Origin of the sequence: Actinomadura viridis, from assembly GCF_015751755.1 — a bacterium.
In the GTDB taxonomy this organism is placed as follows: Bacteria; Actinomycetota; Actinomycetes; order Streptosporangiales; family Streptosporangiaceae; genus Spirillospora; species Spirillospora viridis.
Genome location: NZ_JADOUA010000001.1, coordinates 6,364,538 through 6,385,792 on the forward strand (window position 1 = coordinate 6,364,538; position 21,255 = coordinate 6,385,792).

Below are 21,255 nucleotides of genomic sequence, written 5' to 3' on the forward strand. Positions count from 1 at the left end.
TGGGGGTCTGGGGGGTCGCCCCCCAGGTAAACACTGCTTACTCACTCCCGGCTTCTAGGTCTCCTTCCATTTCCAGGTAGGTGGCGCGGAGCCGGTCGAGGACGGCGGGGTCGGGTTCGGCCCATAGGCGGCGTTCGGCGGCCTCCAGGAGGCGTTCGGTGATGCCGCGGAGGGCCCACGGGTTGGACCTCTCCATGAAGGCGCGCGTCTCGTCGTCGAAGACGTACTCCTCGGCGAGGGTCTGGTACATCCAGTCGTCCACCACTCCGGCGGTCGCGTCGTAGCCGAACAGGTAGTCGACGGTGGCGGCCAGCTCGAACGCGCCCTTGTAGCCGTGCCGCCGCATCGCGGCGATCCAGCGGGGGTTGACGACGCGGGCGCGGAAGACGCGGTGCGTCTCCTCGGCCAGGGTCCTGGTCTTCACCTGGTCGGTCAGGGCGGAGTCGCCGACGTAGGCGGCGGGGCTGCTGCCGGTCAGTGAGCGGACCATGGCGACCATGCCGCCGTGGTACTGGAAGTAGTCGTCGGAGTCGACGATGTCGTGCTCGCGGGTGTCGGTGTTCTTGGCGGCGACCGCGATCCGCCGGAACGACGCCTCCATGTCGGCGCGGGCCTCCCGTCCGTCCAGGCCGCGCCCGTAGGCGTAGCCGCCCCAGACGGCGTACACCTCGGCCAGGTCGGAGTCGTCGCGCCAGTTGCGGGCGTCGATCAGGGGGAGCAGTCCGGCCCCGTAGGCTCCGGGCTTGGAGCCGAAGATCCGGGACGTGGCGCGGCGCCAGTCGCCGTGCCGGGCGTGGTCTTCGGACGCGTGGCGGCGCAGGTGGTTGATCTCGGCGGGTTCGTCGAGGGCGGCGACCGCGGAGATCGCGTCGTCGATGAGGGCGATGACGTGCGGGAAGGCGTCGCGGAAGAAACCGGAGATCCGTACGGTGACGTCGATGCGGGGGCGGCCCAGTTCCTCCGGGGGGACGATCTCGAATCCGGTGACCCGGCGGGAGGCGTCGTCCCAGACCGGGCGGCAGCCGATGAGCGCGAGGATCTCGGCGATGTCGTCGCCCTGCGTGCGCATGGCGGACGTCCCCCAGACGGTGAGGCCCACGCTGGACGGGTAGGTGCCGGTGTCCTCCAGGTGCCGGGCGATCAGGGAGTCGGCCAGCGCGACGCCCACGTCCCAGGAGTTGCGGGACGGGATGGCCTTGGGGTCGACCGAGTAGAAGTTGCGTCCGGTCGGCAGGACGTTGACGAGGCCGCGGGTGGGCGACCCGGACGGGCCCGCGGGGACGTGGCCGCCGTCGAGCGCGTGCAGGACCGCGGTGATCTCCTCGGAGGTGGCGTCCAGCCGCGGCACGACCTCCGACGCGCCGAACTCCAGCAGGCGGATCACGCCGGGGACCTCGCGGCCCAGGACCTCGGCGCAGACGGCGGCGGCCCGGGTGACGTCCCAGCCGTGGCGTTCCATGCCCTCGGCCAGGGCGCGGGCGACCTTCTCCAGGAGGTCGATCACGTCGGAGGCGGTACGGGAGGGGCCGTCGGCGAGTTCGGCCAGCCCGCCGGCGTCCTTCACCGGCTGCCCGGGGTCGGCGAGAAGGCTCTTCTCGTCCAGGCCGTATTCGGTGGCCAGCGCGGACCGGAGTCCGGGCATGGCCCCGGCGACCCCGCCCCACACCTGGGCGGCGCGGAGGACGGCCAGGACGAGGTTGACGCGCGCCTCGTCCTCGGGCCGCGCGCCGAGGATGTGCAGGCCGTCGCGGATCTGCACGTCCTTGATCTCGCACAGGTACCCGTCGATGTGCAGGATGAAGTCGTCGAACTCGGCCTCGCCGGGCATCTCGTCCTGGTGCAGGTCGTGGTGGAGCTGGGCGGCCTGCACCAGCGTCCAGATCTGGGCCCGGACGGCCGGGAGCTTGCCCGGGTCGAGGTCGGCGACGGTGGCGTACTCGTCCAGGAGCTGTTCCAGCTTGGCCAGGTCGCCGTACGTCTCGGCGCGGGCCATCGGCGGCACCAGGTGGTCGACGACGGTGGCGTGGCCGCGCCGTTTGGCCTGCGTGCCCTCCCCCGGGTCGTTGACGATGAACGGGTAGATCAGCGGGAGGTCGCCGAGCACGGCGTCCGGCGCGCACTCTTCGGAGAGGCCGAGGCCCTTGCCGGGCAGCCATTCCAGGGTGCCGTGCTTGCCGAGGTGGACGATCGCGTCGGCGCCGAACTCCCGGTCCAGCCACCGGTAGGCGGCCAGGTAGTGATGGGAGGGGGGCAGGTCGGGGTCGTGGTAGATCGCGATCGGGTTCTCGCCGAAGCCCCGGGGCGGCTGGATCATCAGGATCACGTTGCCGAACCGCAGCGAGGCGAGGACGATGTCGTCGCCGTCCACGTACAGCTCGCCGGGCGGCTCGCCCCAGTGCTCGCGGACGCCCTCGCGCAGCGGTTCGGGCAGGCCGTCGAACCAGGAGCGGTAGGACTCCAGCGGCACCCGCGCCGGGGCGGCCCGCAGCTGCTCCTCGGTCAGCCACTCCACGTCGTGCCCGCCGGCGGCGATCAGCCGGTGGATGAGGGGGTCGCCGTCGTCGGGGTCGCGCCACAGCTCGTCGTCGCCGCCGAGCGCGTACCCGGCCTCCGCCATCCGCCGCAGGAGCCGCACGGCCGAGACGGGGGTGTCCAGGCCGACGGCGTTGCCCACGCGGGAGTGCTTGGTCGGGTACGACGAGAGGACGAGGGCGACCCGCTTGTCCGCGTTCGGGACGTGGCGGAGCCGGGCGTGCCGTACGGCGATGCCCGCGACCCGGTCGGCCCGCCCGGGGTCGGCGGCGTAGACGGGGACGCCGCCGGGTCCCTCCTCCTTGAACGAGAACGGGACCGAGATCAGCCGCCCGTCGAACTCGGGGATCGCGACCTGCATGGCGGCGTCCATGGGCGTCAGCGCCCCGTCCGACTCCTCCCATGCCGCCCGGCTCGACGTCAGGCACAGGCCCTGGATCACGGGGACGTCCAGGTCGGCCAGCGCGCCCGCGTCCCAGGCGTCCTCGTCCCCGCCCGCCGCGGCGTCGGCGGCCACGGCCCCGCCCGCGGCGAGGACCGTGGCGATCAGCGCGTCCGCCCGTCCCAGGATCTCCAGGAGACCTTCCTCGGCTCCGCGGAGGGAGCCGCAGAAGACCGGGAGGGCGTTGGCGCCCCGCGCCCGGACGCGTTCGCACAGCGTGTCGACGAACGCGGTGTTGCCCGACAGCTCGTGGGCCCGGTAGAAGACGATGCCGACGGTGGGCAGGTCCGGGTCGGCCGGGTGGTCGCCGTGCACCCCGTACGACGGCATGGGCACCGGCGGCGCGAACCCCTCGCCCGTCAGCAGCACCGTGTCGGACAGGAACCGGGCCAGCTCCCGCAGGTTGGCGACGCCGCCCTCGCGCAGGTAGTCCAGCGCCTCGGCGGCCACGCCCCCGGGGACGGTCGACAGCGCCATCAGCTCGGCGTCCGGGTCGGCCTCGCCGCCCAGCAGGACCAGGGGCAGGCCCGTCCCCCGCAGCCGTTCGACGCCTTCGGGCCAGGTCTTGCGGCCGCCCAGCAGCCGGACGACGACGGCGTCCACGCCCTCGGTCAGGCCGTCGAGCTCGTCGAGCCCGATCCGGACGGGATTGGCGGTCACATAGCCCGCGCCGGACGCGCGGGCGGCGAGCAGCTCGGTGTCGGCGGTGGACAGCAGCAGGGCACGCATCGGCATAGCCTCCCCCGGGGTCTCCGCGCCCCGGCTCGGTGAAGAGGTCGGCGACGGCGCGGAGTTCCTGGCTCCCGGATCGGCGTTCCACCCCCGGCCTTCCAGCGTCACCGCCGTGGCCTCGCACGAGGGGGAACTCCCCGGTCACAGTTGCGGGACAGCTCCGGATTCGCACCGGATTCCTCGCCCGCCGTCGCCCGGCCATCGTAGCCCCGCCCCCTCCGGATGATCGGCCACGATCCGCCCCCAACATGTGCAAGCCGCCTCACCTTGGGTAACTCCACCGTTAAGGCAGCTCGACGGGAGGATGCGTTCATGTCCATGCAAGCGGTGCCGACACCCCGGCTCGACCGTCCGGTCGTGGGCTCCTACACCACCTACGCGGGCGCCCAGCGGGCGGTCGACTTCCTGTCGGACGAGAAGTTCCCCGTCGAGCGGACCGCCATCATCGGGTCCGACCTGAAGATGGTCGAGACCGTCCTGGGCCGCCTCACCCGCGGCCGGGCCGCCCTCGCCGGCGCCGGCAGCGGCGCCTGGTTCGGCCTGCTGGTGGGCCTGATCCTCGCCCTCTTCGCCACCGGCCAGCGCGCGACGTTCCCGCTCCTGGTGGGCGCGATCATCTTCGGCGCGGTCTTCGGCGCCGTCCTGGGCTTCATCGCCCAGGCCATGACCGGGGGCCGCCGCGACTTCGCCTCCCGCAGCCAGATCGTCGCCGCCCGCTACGACGTCGTCGCCGACCCCGAGGTCGCCGATGACGCCAAGAACCACCTGATCAAACTCGCCTGGCGCGAGGACTGACGCTCCGCGACGCCCCGGCCGTGCTTGGATCAGGGGCGCCGCCGTCCTAACCGGAGGGACTGCTCGCTCTCTAAGGCATGGGCGCCGCTGGAGACCATCGTCCGCCGCTCCGCGACCATGGCGGTGACGCCGGGCGGCAGCCACCGCGTCCCCTCCCCCGCGGGCACGGCCAGCCGGTCCAGGACGTGCCCCACCTGCGGCCGGGCGGCCGGGTCCTTGGCCAGGCAGGCGGCCACCAGGCCGGCGAGCCCGCCGGGGACCTCCGACAGGTCGGGCTCGTCGTGGACGACGCGGTAGAGGACCGCCTGGGCCGGGCCGACCCCGAACGGGCCCCGGCCCGTGGCCGCGAACGTCAGGACCGCTCCCAGGGCGAACACGTCGCTGGGCGGGCCGACCGGCCGGCCTCGCACCTGCTCGGGGGACATGAACGACGGAGTCCCGATCACCCCCTGTGTGAGGGAGTGGGAGGTGGCGTCCAGCGCGCGGGCGATGCCGAAGTCGATGACCCGGGGCCCGTCGTCGGCAAGGATCACGTTGCCGGGCTTGAGGTCGCGATGCACCAGGTCGCAGGCGTGGATCGCGGCCAGCCCCTCGGCCAGGCCGGCGCCCAGCGACGCGGTCGCCGCGGGCGGGAGCGGCCCGTACGCCTCCACCGCCTCGTGCAGCGACGGGCCGGGAATGTAGGCGGTGGCCAGCCACGGCGGATCGGCGACCGCGTCGGCGTCGACGACCTGCGCGGTGGAGAACCCGCCGACCCGGCGGGCCGCCTCCACCTCCAGCGCGAACCGGCGCCGGAACCCCGCGTCCCCGGCCAGTTCCGGGCGTACGAGCTTGACCGCGACCGGCCGCCCGCCGCGGGAACGGCCCACGAACACCTGCCCCATCCCGCCCCCGCCCAGGCGCCGTTCCAGCCGGTAGGGCCCCACCTGGCGCGGATCCTCCGGCCGCAGCGGCTCCATACGGAGTCACCTCCCGCAAAAGAACACCCGTGTCCGAACCGTTGAGATCATCTCAGCAGTCCATCCGGCCCGGTAGGGAACGGTCCCCACGTCCGGGATCGGGAGGCAGGGCCTGGCCGGGTCCGGTCAGGCTTCGGGGAAGGCGAAGCCGATGGCCTTGCCCACGCCCGGCCCGGCACAGGTGCTCGTCGGATAGGCCAGGCACCTTCCGGCGGTGAGGGCGTGCACCAGCGACAGGCCGCGGCCTCCCGGCGAGAGACCGGCGATCAGGGTGTCGAGATCGTCGGGGTCCCCGTTCCCCGCCGGTTCTCTCAGCATTTCGGGAACCCTTCCAAGGAACGGGTCCGCGTCGGCGAGCTCGCACCAGATCGGCCGGAGCCGGGAGCCCGCGAAGAGGACGCGCAGTTCGTACGGCGGTGCGGCGTGCCGGAGGCCGTTGGTCGCCAGTTCCGCGACGACGAGCTCGGTGTCGGCGATGCCCTCCGCCGAGATCCCCGCCCTGGTGAGCAGGCGCCGGACGATGTCGCGTGCCCGGTGTTCCGCCCGGTCGCCGGGAAGGCGCCAGATCCGCACGGTCCAGGGGCAGGCCGCCGCGCCCGGCCGCCGGGCGGCGATGGATGCCGGCATAGAGATCACCTCGCTGTCGAGGGCGGCGCGTCGCCGGACGAGAGGTCCGGGGTGTCCGCCCGATATCCCGATTGATGACTTGGAGTAGCGCTTTCGTCACTCAAAAGTCTCAGATCGGCGTTGGCGCCGCAGGAGATTTCACGACGTGAACGGAGACCGGCCCGGCCCCGGGCCGGCGACACCGCGCTCAGGCCGGAGTCGTTGTGCTCGGTCGGCGGCGCCGTGCTCGGTTGGAAGGCGCCGCGGCGAGTTCTCAGGCGAAGGTGGCGGATTCCAGCATGGCGATGAGCGATTCGGCCGCGGCCTCGGTGTCGTAGCCGGCGTCCTGCAGCCGCTCGCCGACGATCCCGTCGATCGCTCCGCCGGCGATGATCGCCAGCGTGCGGGTGTCCGGCCCCGGGCCGAGGCCGCGGGCCTCGCGGGCGTTCCACAGGAGGGCGGCGAGCGGCCGCCAGCGGGCCTCCGGCTCGGGCCGGTCGTCATTGATCATCGCTTCGATGATCATGCGGGCGTGGTCGGGGTGCTCGGCCAGGTGCCCGATCATCCGCCGGACGTAGGCGGCCGGGGCCCGGTCGGCCGGCGCCGCGTCGACCGCCGCCCCGACATCGGTCACGAGGGCGTCCAGCACGTGCGCCTGGGCCGCCGCCACGACCGCGTCCTTCGAGGCGAAGTGGTACAGCACCGCGCCCTTGGTGATCCCTGCGGCCTGCGCGATCCGCGCCAGCGACGTGGCGGCGTACCCGTGCTCGGCCACCAGGTCGATGGTGACCTGGACGAGCTGATCGCGCCGCGTCCGCTCGATGAGGCTGAGCGGCCGGTCCTCGCCGCCCGGCGACGTGCGCCTTACTGACATGGCATGACGGTACCGCCATCCATCCGGGTATGCTCTGACCGAGAGGTCAAAAAACTGACCGATGTTCAGAACGGGGGGTTCCGATGGGTGACGGCGAGCGGGACGAGCAGGCCGTCGAAGCGGCACGGCCGGCGCCGTCCGGGAAGAAGGGCCGCCGCAGGAGGAGACTGATGATCACGGCGGGCATCGTCGTCGCGGCGGCCGTCGCCCTGGCCTTCGCCCTGCGTACGCCGTCACCGGTGGGGCACTGGCGAAGCGCCGGGGGCCAGGCGCACTTCATGGCCGCCTATACGGAGGCGATGAGGGACATGCCGCAACCCGCCGCGACGATCGACGTGCGCACCGACTTCGGGTTCGTGCGGGTCTACCGGTTCGAGGGCGCGGCGGGCCGGGCCGAGCCTCTGGTTCTGCTGCCCGGCAGGGCGTCGGCGACGCCGGTGTGGGCGGACAACATGCCGGCCCTGCTCAGGATCGGTGACGTCTACACGATCGATCTGCTCGGCGAGCCGGGCAAGAGCGTGCAGGAGGTGCCGATCACCTCGGACGCCGACCAGGCGGAATGGCTGGACCAGGTGCTCGCGCGCCTGCCCGAGAAGTCCTTCCACGTGGTCGGCCTGTCGATCGGGGGATGGACGGCCGCCAACCTCGCCGTCCACCGGCCGGGGCATGTCGCGACGCTGACGCTGATCGACCCGGTCTACACGTTCTCGGGCATCCCGCTGGGCACGGCGGTCCGCGCCATCCCGGCCTCCGTGCCCTGGCTGCCGAAGTCCTGGCGCGACTCGTTCAACTCCTACACCGCCGGCGGCGCCCCCGTGGAGGACGTTCCGGTGGCGAACATGATCGAGTCCGGGATGAAGAACTACGCGCTGCACCTGCCGCAGCCCGCGCTCCTCGGCGAGAAACCGCTGCGCCGCCTCGCGATGCCGGTCCTGGCGATCCTGGCCGGGAAGTCGGTGATGCACGACGTCGGCGCCTCCCGCGCGGTCGCCGGGCGCGCGTTCCGGAACGGGGCGGTGAAGGTCTACCCGGACGCCTCGCACGCGATCAACGGCGAGTACCCCGACAAGGTCGCCGCCGACATCGCCGCCTTCCTCGACGCCCGCTGACCTCCACGCGCACTGCCGCGCGCCGGCCGGCCCGCCCTCGATGACCTCCGGTCTCCCCCGGTCTCCTCAGCTCAGCGTCGCGAGGGCGGCTGCCGCAGGACCTCGTCCAGGTACTCGGCGATGGCGTCCCTGTTGCGGGTCAGGCAGTCGATGCGCCCGGTCATCCGGTCGCGTTCGCGCTCGAGCGTGGCGATCATGTCGGGTGTGGCGTCCGGGAAGTGGATGGCGCGGGGCTTGTCGAGGCACGGGAGGATCTGCTTGATGATCCGGGTCGGCAGGCCCGCGTCGAGCAGCCCTCTGATCTGCAGGACCCGGTCCACGGTGGCGTCGTCGTACTCGCGGTAGCCGTTCGGGGAGCGTCCGGGGAGGATGAGCCCCTGCTCCTCGTAGTAGCGCAGCAGCCGCCGGGGCGTGCCGGTACGTTCGGACAGCTCTCCGATGCGCATGTGACCGTCCTCACCGCGACTTGACCCTCACATCGATGTGAAGGTTCGAGCATACGCGACATGCGAACCGACATCACGGGAGTCCCCGGTCCCCGTACGGGATCCGGGGACGGCAAGCTTCCTCTGGCGGGGCTGTGGGCCCTGGCCACTGCCGCCTTCATCACCAGCCTGACCGAGACGCTGCCGGCGGGCGTGCTGCCCGCGATGAGCGCCGACCTCGGCGTGGGCGAACCGGCCATGGGCCAGTCGGTGACGGTCTACGCGGCAGGCACCGCGCTGACGGCGATCCCACTGTCCGCCGCGACGGCGGGATGGCGGCGCAAGCGGCTGCTCCTGGCGTCGATGGCGGGGTTCGCCGTGGCCAACACGGTCACGGCGTTCTCGGCCAACTACCCCCTCACCATGGTGGCCCGTTTCGTCGCCGGGGTGGCGGCGGGCGTCGCCTGGGCGCTGCTGGCCGGGTACGCCCGCCGGATGGCGCCCGTCCCCCTCCAGGGAAAGGCGATCGCGATCGTGATGACCGGCATCCCGATCGCCCTGTCCCTGGGAGTGCCCGCGGGCACGTTCCTCGGCGAGGCGCTCGGCTGGCGGACGACGTTCGCGGTCATCACCGTGCTCACCACCGTCCTGATCGGATGGATCGTGGCGGCGGTCCCCGACTTCCCCGGCCGGCGGGCGGAGGGCCGGGCACGGACGCTCGGGGCGCTCACCGTCCCCGGCGTGGCCCCGGTCCTCTTCGTCACCCTGGTCTTCGTCCTGGCCCACACCATCCTCTACACCTACATCGCGACGTTCCTCGAACGGGTCGGGATGGGCGGCTCGGCCGGCCTGGTGCTGCTGGTCTTCGGCATCGCGTCGCTGCTGAGCATCTGGATCGTGGGCGCGCTGATCCACCGGCGGCTGCGCGTACTCATGATCGCAGGCGTGCTGCTGGTCGCGGTGGCGGCCGCCGCGCTGGCCCTCCTGTCCGAGAACCCCGTCCTGGTCCACGTCGCGGTGACGTTGTGGGGGCTCGGCTGGGGAGGTGCTCCCACGCTGCTGCAGACCGCGGTCGGCGACGCGGGCGGTGAAGCGGCCGACGCCGCCCAGGCCATGCTCGTCACCCTGTGGAACGCGGCGATGGCCGGTGGCGGCATCGTCGGCGGGACGCTGCTGGGCCTGCTGGGCCCGGCAGCGTTCCCCTGGAGCGTGCTGGTGCTGCTGGTACCGGTGCTCGGGGTCGTCATCGGCGCGCGTGCGCACGGATTCCCGGCGGCACGCGCCCGATGACTCAGTCCGTGCGCCCCGTGGTGGCCACGGTGAAGCCCATCCCGATCATCAACAGGCCGCCGGTGCCCCCGACCGCCGACAGCCGGCGCGGGGAACGGGCGAACCAGGTACGGGCCGTGGCCGCGGCCAGCCCCCACGCGCTGTCGAACAGCAGGGCGAGCAGGCAGAAGATCACGCCGAAGATCACCATCTGCAGCGTGACGTGGCCCAGGCCGCGGTCCACGAACTGCGGGAGGACGGCGGCGAAGAACACCGCGGTCTTCGGGTTGGTCACGCCGACCACGAAGCCCTGCCACAGTTCCCGGGCGCTGTTGCGGGGGGCCTCCGGGTCACCGACGGCCCCCGCGAGGGAACGGCGGTGGCGGAACGCCTGGACGCCCAGGTAGATGATGTAGGCCGCACCGATCAGCTTCAGCGCGGTGAAGACGAGCACCGAGCGTTCGACGATCGCGCCCACGCCGAGCGCCACCGTCGTGGCGAGGAGCAACGCGCCCAGCTCGTTGCCCATGACGCTCGTCAGCGCCGTGCGGCGGCCGTGGGCCAGGGCCCGGCCGACCACGAAGAGGACGGACGGGCCCGGAACCAGGATGATGGCCGTCGCCATCAGGGAGAAGGCCATCAGCCGTTCGGTCGCAATCATGACCGAACCGTATGGCCGCGGCGATCTACACCGCATCCGTTTTATGCCTTATGTCGCCAACGGAATGGTGTGATTCGCCCGGAGAAGGCCGTACGGGTCGTACCGCGCCCTGAGCTCGGTCAGCCTCCGGAAGTCCCCGGGCTCGAACGCGGACCGCACCTGGTCGGGGTCGAGCGGTCCGTAGCTGAAGTTCAGGGAGCGTCCGAGGGCCTGGCCGGCGAACGGCGCGAGGGCGTCGCGGTGCACGGCGCGGACGGTCTCCTCCTCGCCTGGCTCGGCCGGGGAGAGGACGGTCAGCGAGTACGCGGCGTCCCGGTGGCCGACGGCGCCGGGGGTACGCGGCGGGCGTGCCAGGGCCCCGCCGAGGTGGCGCAGGCCGACCACGCACATCACCGGGGCGGCCGGTCCCGCCGCCTTGGTCAGCCCGGCCAGGGCCGCGGGGTCCAGGTCGCGCAGGAGCCGGTTGTCGGAGCGGTAGCCGTGTGGCTGGTCGGGTTCGTCGAAGACCGTTCCCGACTCGGTGTACGGAAGTTCGCGCAGGGTGTCGCGGAGGCACGGGCCGAGGGCGCGCAGGGGCTCCACCAGCGACCGTCCCTCCTCGGCGGGGCCGGCGTAGGAGATCTGGATCTGGGCGACGTGCCGGCCGCGCAGCGGTTCCGGCAGCACCGGCAGGTCCGGGTACGGGAGCATCGACACCGCCGAGGTCATCTCCTCGGGTACGGTCGCCGTCCAGCGCCGCCAGGCGTCCAGCACGTCCGGCACCCTCCCGGCGTCGAACGACAGCGCGCCGCCGTAGATCCGGGCGACCGGCACCAGGCCGATCTCCATGCCGGTGACCACGCCGAAGCCGCCGCCCCCGCCACGCAGGGCCCAGAACAGGTCCGGGTCGCGGTCGGCCGTGACCTGGCGCGGCCGTCCGTCCATGGTGACCAGCTCGAACCGGCGTACGTGGTCGGCGGCGAAGCCGTGCCGCCGGGCCAGCAGGCCCACGCCGCCGCCGAGGGTGTAGGAGATCGCCCCGACCCCGGGGAAGCTGCCCGACAGCGGCGCCAGCCCGTGCGGGGCGGCCTCCTCGATCACCCGGGCCCAGGTGGCGCCGGCCTCGATCCAGGCGGTACGGGCCCGCGGGTCCACCCGTACGCCGTTCATGCGCCGGGTGCTGATCAGCAGGCCGTCCGTGGGGGCGGCCAGCCCGTGCCCGCTCGCCTGCACCGCGACCGGCGCGCGGCGCGCGGCGGCGTACTCGACGGCGGCCCGCACGTCGTCCGCGGAGGCGGCGCCCACGATCAACGCCGGGCGGTGCGGGTCCAGCAGCTGGAAGCCGATGCGTTCGCCGTCGTACCCATCCGCGCCGGGCGTGTACATCGGGCCGTGGATCCCGGCCGGGCGGCCGTGGGTCCCGGCCGGTTCCTTCGTCGTTTCGACCATGCGGCTCACGCTAGGAGCCCTTGAGGACACATCTTGTCCTCAAGGTGCGGCACTCTGGGAACGTGAGTGGGGAATCGGCCCGCAAAGACATGCCGCGGCGGCTGCTGCGCCTGCTGTCGCTGCTGCAGAGCCGCCGCGAGTGGTCCGGCCGCGAGCTCGCCGAACGGCTCGGCGTCACCGGCCGTACCGTGCGCCGCGACATCGACCGGCTGCGCGCGCTCGACTATCCGGTGGAGAGCACCACCGGCGTCGCGGGCGGCTACCGCCTGGTGTCCGGGCGGAACCTGCCGCCGCTGCTGCTGGACGACGAGGAGGCGGTCGCGGTCGCGCTGGGCCTGGTCACGGCGGCGGGCGGCAGCGTGGCGGGGATCGAGGACAGCTCCATGCGGGCGCTGGCGAAGCTGGAGCGGGTCCTGCCCGCCCGCCTGCGGCCCAGGCTGGCGGCCCTCGGCGCCGCCACCGCGGCCGTCCCCTACCGCGGCGCGCCGCGCGCCGATCCCGCGACCCTGGCCGTGCTCGCCTCGTGCTGCGGCGACCGGCGGCCCCTCACCTTCGACTACCTGGACCGGTCCGGGGAAACCAGTGACCGCCGGGTCGAACCGCACCACCTGATCACCCTCCAGGGGCGGTGGTACCTGCTGGCCTTCGATCCGGGCCGCGCGGACTGGCGCACCTTCCGGGTCGACCGGATCCGGCGGCCCGTCCCCGCGCACGGCCGTTTCGCCCCGCGCGACCTGCCCGACCCCGGCCCCGGGGGCTCCGCCGACGCGGCCGGCTACCTCGTCCGGTCGCTGGCGGGCGCCTCGTACCGCCTCACGGCCCGGCTCCGGGTGGAGCTGAGCGCCGAGGCCGTACGGGACGGGCTGTTCGCGCACGTCCCCGGCGAGATCGTGCCGCGCGGGCCGGACGCGTGCGCCGTCCGGATCAGCGCGGACTCGGCGGAGCTGGTGACGCAGTACGTCGTCGCGATCGCGGCGCTCGGCGCGGAGTTCACCCTGGACGCCCCCGAGGAGATCACCGCACGGTTGCGGGAGCTTCGGTCCCGGCTTCCCGGGTAGCGGCGGGCCCGGAGCGGTCCAGGGCTCCGGACAGCAGCGCCACGGCCAGCCCGGAGATCCCGAGGAGGGCGGCCACCCACAGGGGCGAGGTGAAGCCGAGGCCCGCGCTGATCGCCAGGCCGCCGAGGAACGGCCCCACCGCGTTCCCCAGGTTGAACGCGGCCACGTTCGCCGCGGAGGCGAGGGCCTGGGCGCCGGGGGCCTTGTCCAGGACGCGGGTCTGCAGCGCCGGGATGACGGCGGAGGCCAGGACGCCGAAGACGGTCAGCGCGACCACGACGGCGACCTTGTGGTGCGCGGCGGCCGGCAGCACGGCGGCGACCACGATGATGGCGCCGAGCAGCGCGTACACGCTGGGCATCAGGGCGCGGTCGGCGTACCGGCCGCCGATCGGGCCGCCGGCCAGCATGCCGGCGCCGAGCAGCGCCATGACGAACGGCACGGCGCCGCCGGAGTAGCCGGTGACCTCCGTCAGCAGGGGCGCCACATAGGTGATCACGGCGAGCACCGGGGCCCAGCCGAGGGCGGTCATGGCGAGCGCGAGCCACACCTGGCGGCTGCGGAACGCGGCCAGCTCGTGCCGCAGGCCGGTGGACGGGCGGGCGCCGCCGGGCACCAGGGCGGCGATCCCGGTCAGCGCGACCACGCCGACCACGGTGACCACCCAGAACGTCGCGCGCCAGCCGAACTCCTGGCCGATGAACGTCCCGAGGGGGACGCCCAGCACGTTGGCCAGGCTGAGCCCCATGAACATGAGCGCGATCGCGCCCGCCCGCTTCTCGGGGCGCACCAGGTCGGCCGCGACGACGGCGCCCAGGCCGATGTAGGCGCCGTGCGCGAACGAGGCCACGATCCGGCCGGTCATCAGCGCCCCGTAGGAGGGGGCGAGCGCCGACAGCAGGTGCGCGGCGACGAACAGGGCCATCAACCCGACCAGCATGGTCTTGCGCGGCAGCCGGGCCCCGGCGGCGGTGACCAGCGGGGCGCCGACCACCACGCCGAACGCGTAGCCGGAGACCAGCAGGCCGGCGACCGGGATCGAGGTGCCGAAGTCGGCGGCCAGCTCGGGCAGCAGCCCGGCGATGACGAACTCGGTGGTGCCGATGCCGAAGGCGCCGGCGGCCAGTGCCAGGAGCGCGAGAGGCAAGACGTTCCTCCCCGGGTAAAGTAGGCGGCGAGCGACCATAGAGCGCGCATGCATTAGTTGCATGCGCTGGTTATTTGCAGACGCCTGCTATCTCAGCACGCATCGACCGGCGGCGCAAACGGTGAGAGGGGTGAGCCATGCCACGTCCGGGCACGGACGTCGAGGCGCGGGCCCAGGGCTGGCGTACGCTCGCCGCGCTACAGGCGCGCATCGAGGAGAGGATCGAGCGGGCCCTCCAGGAGCGGCACGGCCTGAGCGTGAACGAGTTCTGCGTCCTGCACCACCTGGCGGGACCCGCCGGGCGCCACACGCGCATGCAGCAGCTCGCCACGCTGCTCGTCCTCAGCCAGAGCGCCACCACGCGGCTGGTCACCCGGCTGGAGAGGCGCGGGCTGCTCACCCGCGTGCTGTCGGAGGAGGACCGGCGCGGCATCTACGCCGAGGCCACCGAGGAGGGCCGGGCGCTGCTGGCCGAGGCGGCCCCGACCCACAACGAGGCGCTGGACGCCGCCCTCGCCGAGGCCGCCGACCTGCCCGAACTGACCCCGCTGGTGGAGGCCCTGGAGAAGCTCAGCCCGCGGGTCTGAGCCGCGGGCCATCGGACCCGGAGGTCACCGGGCCAGGGCCACCTCGGAGGCGAAGCGCAGCAGCGAACGGTCGGTGCCGCGCGCCCCGACCGCGCACAGCCCGACCGGCAGCCCGCCGACCCGCAAGAGCGGCATCACCAGCGCGGGCAGGCCCGCGATCGACGACAGGGAGGTCATCCGCAGCGTCGTGAAGCGGTAGGCGTCCATCGCGGCGGAGTCGAGGTCCACCGGCGGGGGCGGCGCCGCCGCGGCGGGCAGCAGCAGGACCGTTCCCGGCTCGATCGCCGCCCGGAGCACCTCCCGCGCCTCGTCCAGCACGGCCTCGCCCGCCTCCCGCTCGCCCGGGGCCAGGCCGCGCGCCAGGTCGAACCGCTTCGTCACGCCGGGGCCGAGCGAGCCCGGGTGGGCCTCGATCCACGCGCCGTGCCGCTCCCACGCCTCGGCGGCCTGGACGGCGCGGAAGGCGGTGAACCACTCCTCCAGGCGCCCGCCCATCAGCGACTCCACGCGCCGCCAGGGCGGCGTCCCGAACCGTTCGCGCAGGGACCCGCAGGCCGCCTCGAACGCCGCGCGCGTCTCCGGCTCGGCGAGGTCCAGGACGTCCCCGGCGACCAGGAACTCGTGGACGGGGCCGCCGCCGTCCCCGTCCACGTCCTCGCCGTGCCCTTCCTCGTCTTGGGGCAGCAGCACGTCGCCGGCGCGTTCCAGCAGCCCGGCGTCCCGCGCGAACCACCCGACCGTGTCGAACGAGTCGGCCAGCCCGAGCAGGCCCTCCCGGGAGACGGCGTCGTGGGTGGTCCGCAGCCCGTACAGGCCGCAGTGCGAGGCCGGGACGCGGACCGACCCGGCGGTGTCGGTCCCCAGCCCGAGGTCGGCCAGGCCGAGCGCCACCGCCGCGGCCGGGCCGTTGCTCGACCCGCCGGTGACGCGCCCCGGCGCGGCCGGGTTGGGCGGGGTCCCGTAGTGCTTGTTGGTGCCGTTCAGGCTGAAGGCCAGCTCGTCGGTCTGCGCGATCCCGGTGACGTGCGCCCCGGCGTCGAGCAGGGCCTGGACGGCCCGGGCGGTGCGTTCCTCGACGGGCGCCCCGGCGAGCCAGTCGGGATTCCCGGCGCCGATCCGCTGCCCGGCGATCGCGTACAGGTCCTTGACCGCGACGCCGACGCCCGCGAGCGGCCCGTCCGCGGCGCCGCGCGCCAGCGGCTCGCCGGTCACCCGCCAGACCGGGCCGGGCACCGCGGACGCCTCCGCCGGGACCTTTCCGCCGCCGGCCCCGCCCATGACCGCCCCCATGACCGCCTCCCTGCCCGTTCCATTCCCGCTGCCCGGTGACCGCTGCGCGGTGACCGCTGGCCGCCGCCCCGGTGACCCCTGCCCGGTGACCGCCTGCCGACCATGCACGGTACCGTCAGCCGCCCACGGCGGGCGTGGCGGCCCACAGCGTCCGCGTCTCGGGGTGGCCGGCCGAACCGAGGGCGGACGCGGGCAGCTCTTCGGCGACCCTGCCGCCCGCCAGGACGACCACCCGGTCGGCGACGCGCCGCGCGGCCCGCAGGTCATGGGTGACGAAGACGACCGCGAGCCCCTCGTCGCGGCGCAGCTCCGCCAGCAACCCCAGGATCCTCTCCCGGGCGAGGACGTCCAGGCCGGTCGTGGGCTCGTCGGCCAGCAGCAGCTCCGGGCCCGCGGCCAGCGCACGCGCCAGCGCCACCCGCTGCCGTTCCCCGCCCGACAGCGTCGCCGGGCGGCGCGCGGCCAGCGACGGGTCGAGCCCGACGCGGTCCAGCAGGGCGGCCACCCGCGCGGCCCGGCCCGCCGCGCCCGCCGCGCCCGCTGGTCCCTCCAGCGCCTCCGCGACCACGCGTTCCACGGTGTAGCGGGGATCGAACGAGGCGAGCGCGTCCTGGAACACCAGCCCGGCCGCGCGCCGCACGGCCCTGCGGTCCCGTTCGCTCATCGTCCACACGTCCCGGCCACCGGCCAGGACCGTCCCGGCGTCGGGACGGTCCAGGCCCGCCAGCACGCCGGCCAGCGTGGACTTCCCCGATCCGCTGCGGCCCACCACCGCGACCGACTCCCCCGCGCGGACGTCGAGGCCGGCCCCGTCCAGCGCGACCGTCGTACGGCCGCGCCCGCGCAGGACCCGCCGCGTCCCGCGCGCCGCCCGCACCACCTCCCGGCCCGGCCCGGGGGTACCGGCGGCGAACGGGGCGTCCCTGCGGGCGGCCTCCACCAGCTCCCGGGTGAACGGATGCCGCGGGGCGGCCAGGACCTCCCCGCTCGGCCCCTGCTCCACCACCCGGCCCTCCGCCAGCACCGCGATCTCGTCCGCCCACCGGCCCGCGACGGCCAGATCGTGCGTGATCAGCAGCACCGCCCGGCCGTTCGCGGCCGCCTCGGCGCGGAGCGTGTCGAGCACCGCGGCCTGCGTGACCGGGTCGAGCGCGGTGGTCACCTCGTCGGCGACCAGCAGGTCCGGGTCCAGCACGGTGGCCAGGGCGAGGGCGGCCCGCTGGACCTGGCCGCCCGACAGCTCGTACGGGCGGGCGTCCCACACCCGCGCGGGGTCCAGCCCGCAGCGTTCCAGCGCGGCGGCGCCCGGCCCGCGCGCGTCCGTCCCGCGCGCGCCCGTCCCGCCGTGCGCCCGGACGGTCTCGGTGAGGTGCCGCCCGATCGTGATGACGGGGTTGAGCGCGGCGGCGGCGTCCTGGAAGGCGTAGCCCACCCGGCGCCCCCGGATCCGCCGCAGTTCCCGGGCGCCCAGCCGCATCACGTCGACCGCGCGCCCTCCGTCGCCGAGCAGCACCGATCCCGTGACCCGCACCGACGGGCCGTGCAGCCGGACGACCGACCGCGCGGTGAGGCTCTTGCCGCTCCCGCTGCGGCCGGCCAGCGCGACGATCGCGCCCGCCGGCACCCGCAGCGACAGTCCGTCCACGACCCGGCGCCCGCCCGGCACCGTCACCGTGAGACCGCGGATCTCCAGCACGTTCACCATGCGCTCCCCTCGTCCGCGGGGACCGCGGAGGCCAGGACGTTCACCGCCAGGATCGTGACGACGACGCACGCCGCCGGGAAGGCCACCGTGTACCACTCGCCGGTGAGCAGGTGGGCCTGCGCCTCGGTGAGCAGGTTGCCCCAGCTCGGCCGGTTCGGCGGCACGCCCAGCCCGAGGAAGCTGAGCGTGGACTCGGTGAGGATCGCGTGCCCCACCTCGAACGCGGCGATCGAGGCGATCGGCGGCAGCGCCCCGGGGAGCAGGTGGCGGCGCAGCACCTGGCCGCGGGACAGCCCGAGCCCGTACGCGGCGCGCACGTAGAGCCGCTCCCGGCGGCTGATCAGCTCCGCGCGCGTCACCAGCGCCACCGGCATCCAGCCGGTCACCGCCACGGCCACGATCACGGTGCCGAGCGACGGGCCGAGGACGGCCGCCAGCGCCAGCACCACCACCAGCATCGGCAGCGAGAGCAGGACGTCGGCCGAGCGCGCGATCAGCTCGTCCAGCCGGCGCGGCCCGGCCGCCGCCGCCCCGCCCAGCAGCAGCCCGGCGCCCACGGTGATCGCGGCGGCGGCGAGGCCGACCAGCAGCGAGGTCCGCGCGCCGTGCAGCAGCCGGGACAGCAGGTCCCGTCCGAGCAGGTCGGTGCCCAGCGGATGGCCGGGCGACCCGGGCGGCAGGCCGGTCGCGGCGGTGTCGGTCGCGATCGGGTCGTACGGCGTGAGCCACGGCGCCAGGGCCGCGAGCAGCGCCATCGCCCCCAGCACCAGCGCGGCGGCCCACAGGCCGGGGCGCCGTACGGGCGCCCGGAAGGCCATCAGGCCGCGCGGTGCACGGGGACGGCCCGGCGGCGGCGTCCCGCCCTCGGCGACCGGGACGGTGATCGGGTCAAGGGCCGGCATGCGCGGCTCCACCTCCCGGGGAGGACCGGTCCCCGCTCCCCCGGCCCGCCAGCCGGACGCGGGGATCGAGCCAGGCCACGGCCAGGTCGGCCAGCAGGTTGGCCAGGATCACGATGGCCCCGGTGACCAGGACGACGGCGGTGAGCACCGGGTAGTCCTGCTCCCGCGCCGCGAGGACGGCCTGCCGCCCCACCCCCGGCCACGAAAAGATCATCTCGGTGGCGTAGGCGCCCGCGATCAGCCCGCCGACGCCCACGCCCAGCCGCGCGGTGAACGGCACCATGCCCGGCCGCAGCAGGTGGCGGGCGACGACCGTCCGGCGCGGCAGGCCCCGCGCCCGCGCGTTCTCCACGTGCGGGGCGGCGCGCAGCCGCTCCACCCCGGTCTGCACCAGCCGCGCGTACGTGCCGAAGTGGTGCCCGAACGCCAGCGCCACGGCGGGCAGCACCAGGTGGGGGATCACCGCGGCCGGGGTGACCGGCTCGCCGGGCCGGACCGGGCCGCCCGACGGCAGCACCCGCAGCCAGGCCGCGAACACCCAGAGCAGCAGCAGCGCGGTGACGAACCCGGGCATGCCGCCGAGCGCGAACAGCCCGGTCTCGATCCCCCGCCGCAGCCAGGCCCGCCGGGTGAGGGCGGCGGCCAGCCCGACGGCGACCGCCCCGGCCACGCTCAGCACCACCGCGACGGCGGTCAGCAGCGCCGTCCACGGCACGGTCTCGGCGAGGGTCTCGGCGACCGGGCGGCCGGTGCCGTAGGAGACGCCGAAGTCGCCGCGGACCGCGCCCGCCGCCCACCGCCCGTACCGGACGGGCAGCGGGTCGTGCAGGCCCATCTCGCGCTCCAGCCGTTCCACCGCCGCCGGAGCGGGCGGGCGCCCGCCCGAACGCGCCTCCAGCACCGACGCGGCCGGGCTGCCCGGCGCCAGGTCGAGCAGCGCGAAGCACAGCGCCGAGAGGGCGGCGGCGACCGCCAGCGCCGCCGCCGCCCGCCGTACCAGGAAACGGAACGGGAACCGCCCCGGATGCGCCCCGCTCAGGAGAGGGCCCACTTCTCGGCGTTCCAGAAGAAGCCGTAGCCGTGGTGGCCGAGCGTGCGCCGCGCCGGACCCTTCAGGGCCGCCGGCACGGCGTTGCTCGTCTGGAGGTAGGAGATCCACACGAACGGCGGGTCCTCGGCCAGCGCCTTCTGGAAGTCGGCGTACGCGGCCTCGCGCCGGGACGGGTCGGAGGTGTCACGGCCCCGGTCCAGGGCCTTGTCCACGTCCGGATTGGCGTACGTCCCGTAGTTGGAGCCGCCCTTGTCCAGAGCCTGCGAGGAGTGGAACGGCCCGTACACCGAGGAGTCGGGGTCGTAGGGGGTGCCCCAGCCGACCACGAAGGCCTCCAGGTCGCCCCAGTGCTTGCGGACCCAGTCCCTGGGCCTCGGGTTGGGCACCACGTCGAAGCCCTGCGCCTTGAGCTGCGTGGCGGCCACGTTCAGGATCGCGACCCGCGCGGAGTCCTCGGCGAAGGTGCTCAGCTCGAACCGCACCGTCGCGCCGTTCCCGCCGCGCGCCCACAGGCCCTGGGCGTTCCTGGCGTATCCGGCGTCCCGCATCAGCTCGGCGACCTGGGCGGGGTCGTACCGGAACGGCGCCGGCCCGTCCGCCTTGTACGGGCTCTGGTCCAGCGGGCCGGTGGCCGGGCTCCCCTGTCCCTGGAGCACGCTCGCGACGATCGCGTCGCGGTCGACGGCGAAGTTCATCGCCCGCCTGATCCGCTTGTCGGCGAAGACGGGCTTCGTGAAGTTGAACATCAGGGCGCGGTAGTCGGCGGTCGGGTAGGTCTCCACCCGGACGCGGTCGTCCCGGCGGACCTGGGCCACCTGCTGCGGCTGGAGGTGGGCGCCGTCGACCTCGCCGTTGCGGAGCGCGATCAGCCGCGCGGTGTCGTCCGGGACGTACCTGATGATGATCTTGGGCAGCCGGGGACGGCCTTCGTAGTACCCGCCGAACGCCTCCAGCTCGGCGTACTGACCGGGCTTGTAGGTGGCGAGCCGGAACGGCCCGCTGCCGACCGGGCTCCGCCCGAACCCCGCGTCGGTGATCTTCTTGCCGCGCAGCACGTGCTCGGGCAGCACGCCCATGGCGAGCGCGTCCAGCAGCGGCGCGAACGGCCGGGAGAGCCGGAGCCTGACCGTGGTGTCGTCCGGCGTCTCGACCTCGGTCACGGCCTCCAGGTTGCGCGACAGCGGCGCGTCCGCGGCGGCGGCCTTCACCGTGTCGATCGTGAACCGCACGTCCCGGGAGGTGAGGGGCTTTCCGTCGTGCCAGGTGAGGCCGGGACGCAGCGTGAAGGTGTACTCCCTGGCGTCCCCGGACACCCGCCAGGACGCCGCCAGCCCCGGCACCACCCGGTTCGCGGCGTCATGCCGGGTCAGGCCGCGGAAGAGCAGCTCGGTGACCGGATCGGTGTGCTCGTCCTGCAGCGCCGGGTTGAGGGTCTCGGGCTCGTCGCCGAGGGCGTAGGTGAAGGTCCCGCCGGCGCGGCCACCGGCGTCACCGCCCGTTCCGCACGCGGTGGCCAGGAGGGAGGTCATGGCGGCGAGCGCCCCGATGACGAGGGCGGACTTCTGCATATCGCTCCTTGTTGCAAGTCGTTCGCAAGAGGGAGCATAGCCGGGTGATCTTCCTGGACCGGATCCGGGCACGGCGAAGGCCCGGCCGGGGGCACCGGCCAGGCGGGGACGGACA

18 protein-coding genes and 1 riboswitch are annotated in these 21,255 nt (G+C 74.4%); of the genes, 5 read left to right on the forward strand and 13 right to left on the reverse strand.

The window, feature by feature from the left end; translation table 11 throughout:
- Positions 1 to 37 precede the first annotated feature (37 nt).
- Positions 38 to 3,703, reverse strand: coding sequence for a cobaltochelatase subunit CobN (gene cobN, locus IW256_RS28825; protein WP_197016623.1), 3,666 nt, complete (start codon positions 3,701 to 3,703; stop codon positions 38 to 40).
- A 61-nt stretch (positions 3,704 to 3,764) separates the two neighbouring features.
- Positions 3,765 to 3,888: riboswitch (cobalamin riboswitch) on the reverse strand.
- Positions 3,889 to 4,018: 130 nt separating this feature from the next.
- Between cobN and IW256_RS28830 the strand changes: the two genes are divergently transcribed.
- Positions 4,019 to 4,501, forward strand: a complete 483-nt coding sequence (locus IW256_RS28830) for a YflT domain-containing protein (RefSeq protein ID WP_197013941.1) — start codon at positions 4,019 to 4,021, stop codon at positions 4,499 to 4,501.
- A gap of 29 nt (positions 4,502 to 4,530) precedes the next feature.
- Here IW256_RS28830 and IW256_RS28835 read toward each other — a convergent pair whose 3' ends face one another.
- The 3 genes from IW256_RS28835 to IW256_RS28845 form a co-directional block, all read right to left on the reverse strand.
- The gene (locus IW256_RS28835) at positions 4,531 to 5,460 is read right to left on the reverse strand and encodes a serine/threonine-protein kinase (RefSeq protein ID WP_197013942.1); all 930 of its coding nucleotides are present in this window, start codon (positions 5,458 to 5,460) and stop codon (positions 4,531 to 4,533) included.
- Positions 5,461 to 5,586: 126 nt separating this feature from the next.
- On the reverse strand, positions 5,587 to 6,087 hold the full coding sequence (locus tag IW256_RS28840; protein ID WP_197013943.1) for an ATP-binding protein: 501 nt from the start codon (positions 6,085 to 6,087) through the stop codon (positions 5,587 to 5,589).
- A gap of 253 nt (positions 6,088 to 6,340) precedes the next feature.
- Positions 6,341 to 6,940: a TetR/AcrR family transcriptional regulator gene (locus IW256_RS28845; RefSeq protein ID WP_197013944.1), complete on the reverse strand. Its 600-nt coding sequence runs from the start codon at positions 6,938 to 6,940 to the stop codon at positions 6,341 to 6,343.
- An 83-nt stretch (positions 6,941 to 7,023) separates the two neighbouring features.
- On the opposite strand from IW256_RS28845, the gene IW256_RS28850 reads away from it, so the two are divergent.
- Complete coding sequence (locus IW256_RS28850) at positions 7,024 to 8,049, forward strand: alpha/beta fold hydrolase (RefSeq protein ID WP_231403966.1); 1,026 nt, start codon at positions 7,024 to 7,026, stop codon at positions 8,047 to 8,049.
- A 71-nt stretch (positions 8,050 to 8,120) separates the two neighbouring features.
- Here the strand turns inward: IW256_RS28850 and IW256_RS28855 are convergent, their stop codons facing one another.
- A complete protein-coding gene (locus tag IW256_RS28855; protein WP_197013945.1) occupies positions 8,121 to 8,495 on the reverse strand; it encodes a MerR family transcriptional regulator in 375 nt (124 codons plus the stop codon).
- Between the two features lie 60 nt (positions 8,496 to 8,555).
- Here IW256_RS28855 and IW256_RS28860 point away from each other — a divergent pair, with 60 nt between their 5' ends.
- Positions 8,556 to 9,764, forward strand: coding sequence for an MFS transporter (locus IW256_RS28860; protein ID WP_197013946.1), 1,209 nt, complete (start codon positions 8,556 to 8,558; stop codon positions 9,762 to 9,764).
- Position 9,765: 1 nt separating this feature from the next.
- On the opposite strand, the gene IW256_RS28865 is transcribed toward IW256_RS28860, so the two are convergent.
- Both IW256_RS28865 and IW256_RS28870 read right to left on the reverse strand, forming a co-directional pair.
- Entirely contained in the window at positions 9,766 to 10,404 is a 639-nt protein-coding gene (locus IW256_RS28865; protein WP_197013947.1) for a LysE family translocator, read from the reverse strand.
- Between the two features lie 48 nt (positions 10,405 to 10,452).
- Complete coding sequence (locus tag IW256_RS28870) at positions 10,453 to 11,832, reverse strand: FAD-binding oxidoreductase (RefSeq protein WP_197013948.1); 1,380 nt, start codon at positions 11,830 to 11,832, stop codon at positions 10,453 to 10,455.
- 89 nt (positions 11,833 to 11,921) lie between these two features.
- On the opposite strand from IW256_RS28870, the gene IW256_RS28875 reads away from it, so the two are divergent.
- A complete protein-coding gene (locus IW256_RS28875) occupies positions 11,922 to 12,890 on the forward strand; it encodes a helix-turn-helix transcriptional regulator (protein ID WP_197016625.1) in 969 nt (322 codons plus the stop codon).
- Here IW256_RS28875 and IW256_RS28880 read toward each other — a convergent pair.
- Positions 12,847 to 14,037 carry an MFS transporter gene (locus tag IW256_RS28880; RefSeq protein WP_197013949.1) on the reverse strand — a complete coding sequence of 397 codons (1,191 nt, stop codon included), beginning with the start codon at positions 14,035 to 14,037 and terminating at the stop codon, positions 12,847 to 12,849. The two genes, IW256_RS28875 and IW256_RS28880, sit on opposite strands and share 44 nt — an antisense overlap.
- Before the next feature lie 137 nt (positions 14,038 to 14,174).
- Between IW256_RS28880 and IW256_RS28885 the strand changes: the two genes are divergently transcribed.
- The gene (locus IW256_RS28885; protein WP_197013950.1) at positions 14,175 to 14,624 is read left to right on the forward strand and encodes a MarR family winged helix-turn-helix transcriptional regulator; all 450 of its coding nucleotides are present in this window, start codon (positions 14,175 to 14,177) and stop codon (positions 14,622 to 14,624) included.
- 24 nt (positions 14,625 to 14,648) lie between these two features.
- Here IW256_RS28885 and IW256_RS28890 read toward each other — a convergent pair whose 3' ends face one another.
- The 5 genes from IW256_RS28890 to IW256_RS28910 form a co-directional block, all read right to left on the reverse strand.
- Positions 14,649 to 15,914 (reverse strand): amidase, encoded by a 1,266-nt coding sequence (locus IW256_RS28890; protein ID WP_197013951.1) that lies wholly within the window; start codon positions 15,912 to 15,914, stop codon positions 14,649 to 14,651.
- Positions 15,915 to 16,029: 115 nt separating this feature from the next.
- A complete protein-coding gene (locus tag IW256_RS28895; protein ID WP_197013952.1) occupies positions 16,030 to 17,619 on the reverse strand; it encodes an ABC transporter ATP-binding protein in 1,590 nt (529 codons plus the stop codon).
- Positions 17,613 to 18,521, reverse strand: coding sequence for an ABC transporter permease (locus IW256_RS28900; RefSeq protein ID WP_231403967.1), 909 nt, complete (start codon positions 18,519 to 18,521; stop codon positions 17,613 to 17,615). Before IW256_RS28900 ends, IW256_RS28895 begins: the two co-directional genes overlap by 7 nt.
- Positions 18,508 to 19,572 carry an ABC transporter permease gene (locus IW256_RS28905; RefSeq protein ID WP_307829168.1) on the reverse strand — a complete coding sequence of 355 codons (1,065 nt, stop codon included), beginning with the start codon at positions 19,570 to 19,572 and terminating at the stop codon, positions 18,508 to 18,510. The genes IW256_RS28900 and IW256_RS28905 overlap by 14 nt, the downstream gene beginning before the upstream one ends.
- The gene (locus IW256_RS28910) at positions 19,557 to 21,140 is read right to left on the reverse strand and encodes an ABC transporter substrate-binding protein (protein WP_197013953.1); all 1,584 of its coding nucleotides are present in this window, start codon (positions 21,138 to 21,140) and stop codon (positions 19,557 to 19,559) included. The genes IW256_RS28905 and IW256_RS28910 overlap by 16 nt, the downstream gene beginning before the upstream one ends.
- Positions 21,141 to 21,255 lie beyond the last annotated feature (115 nt).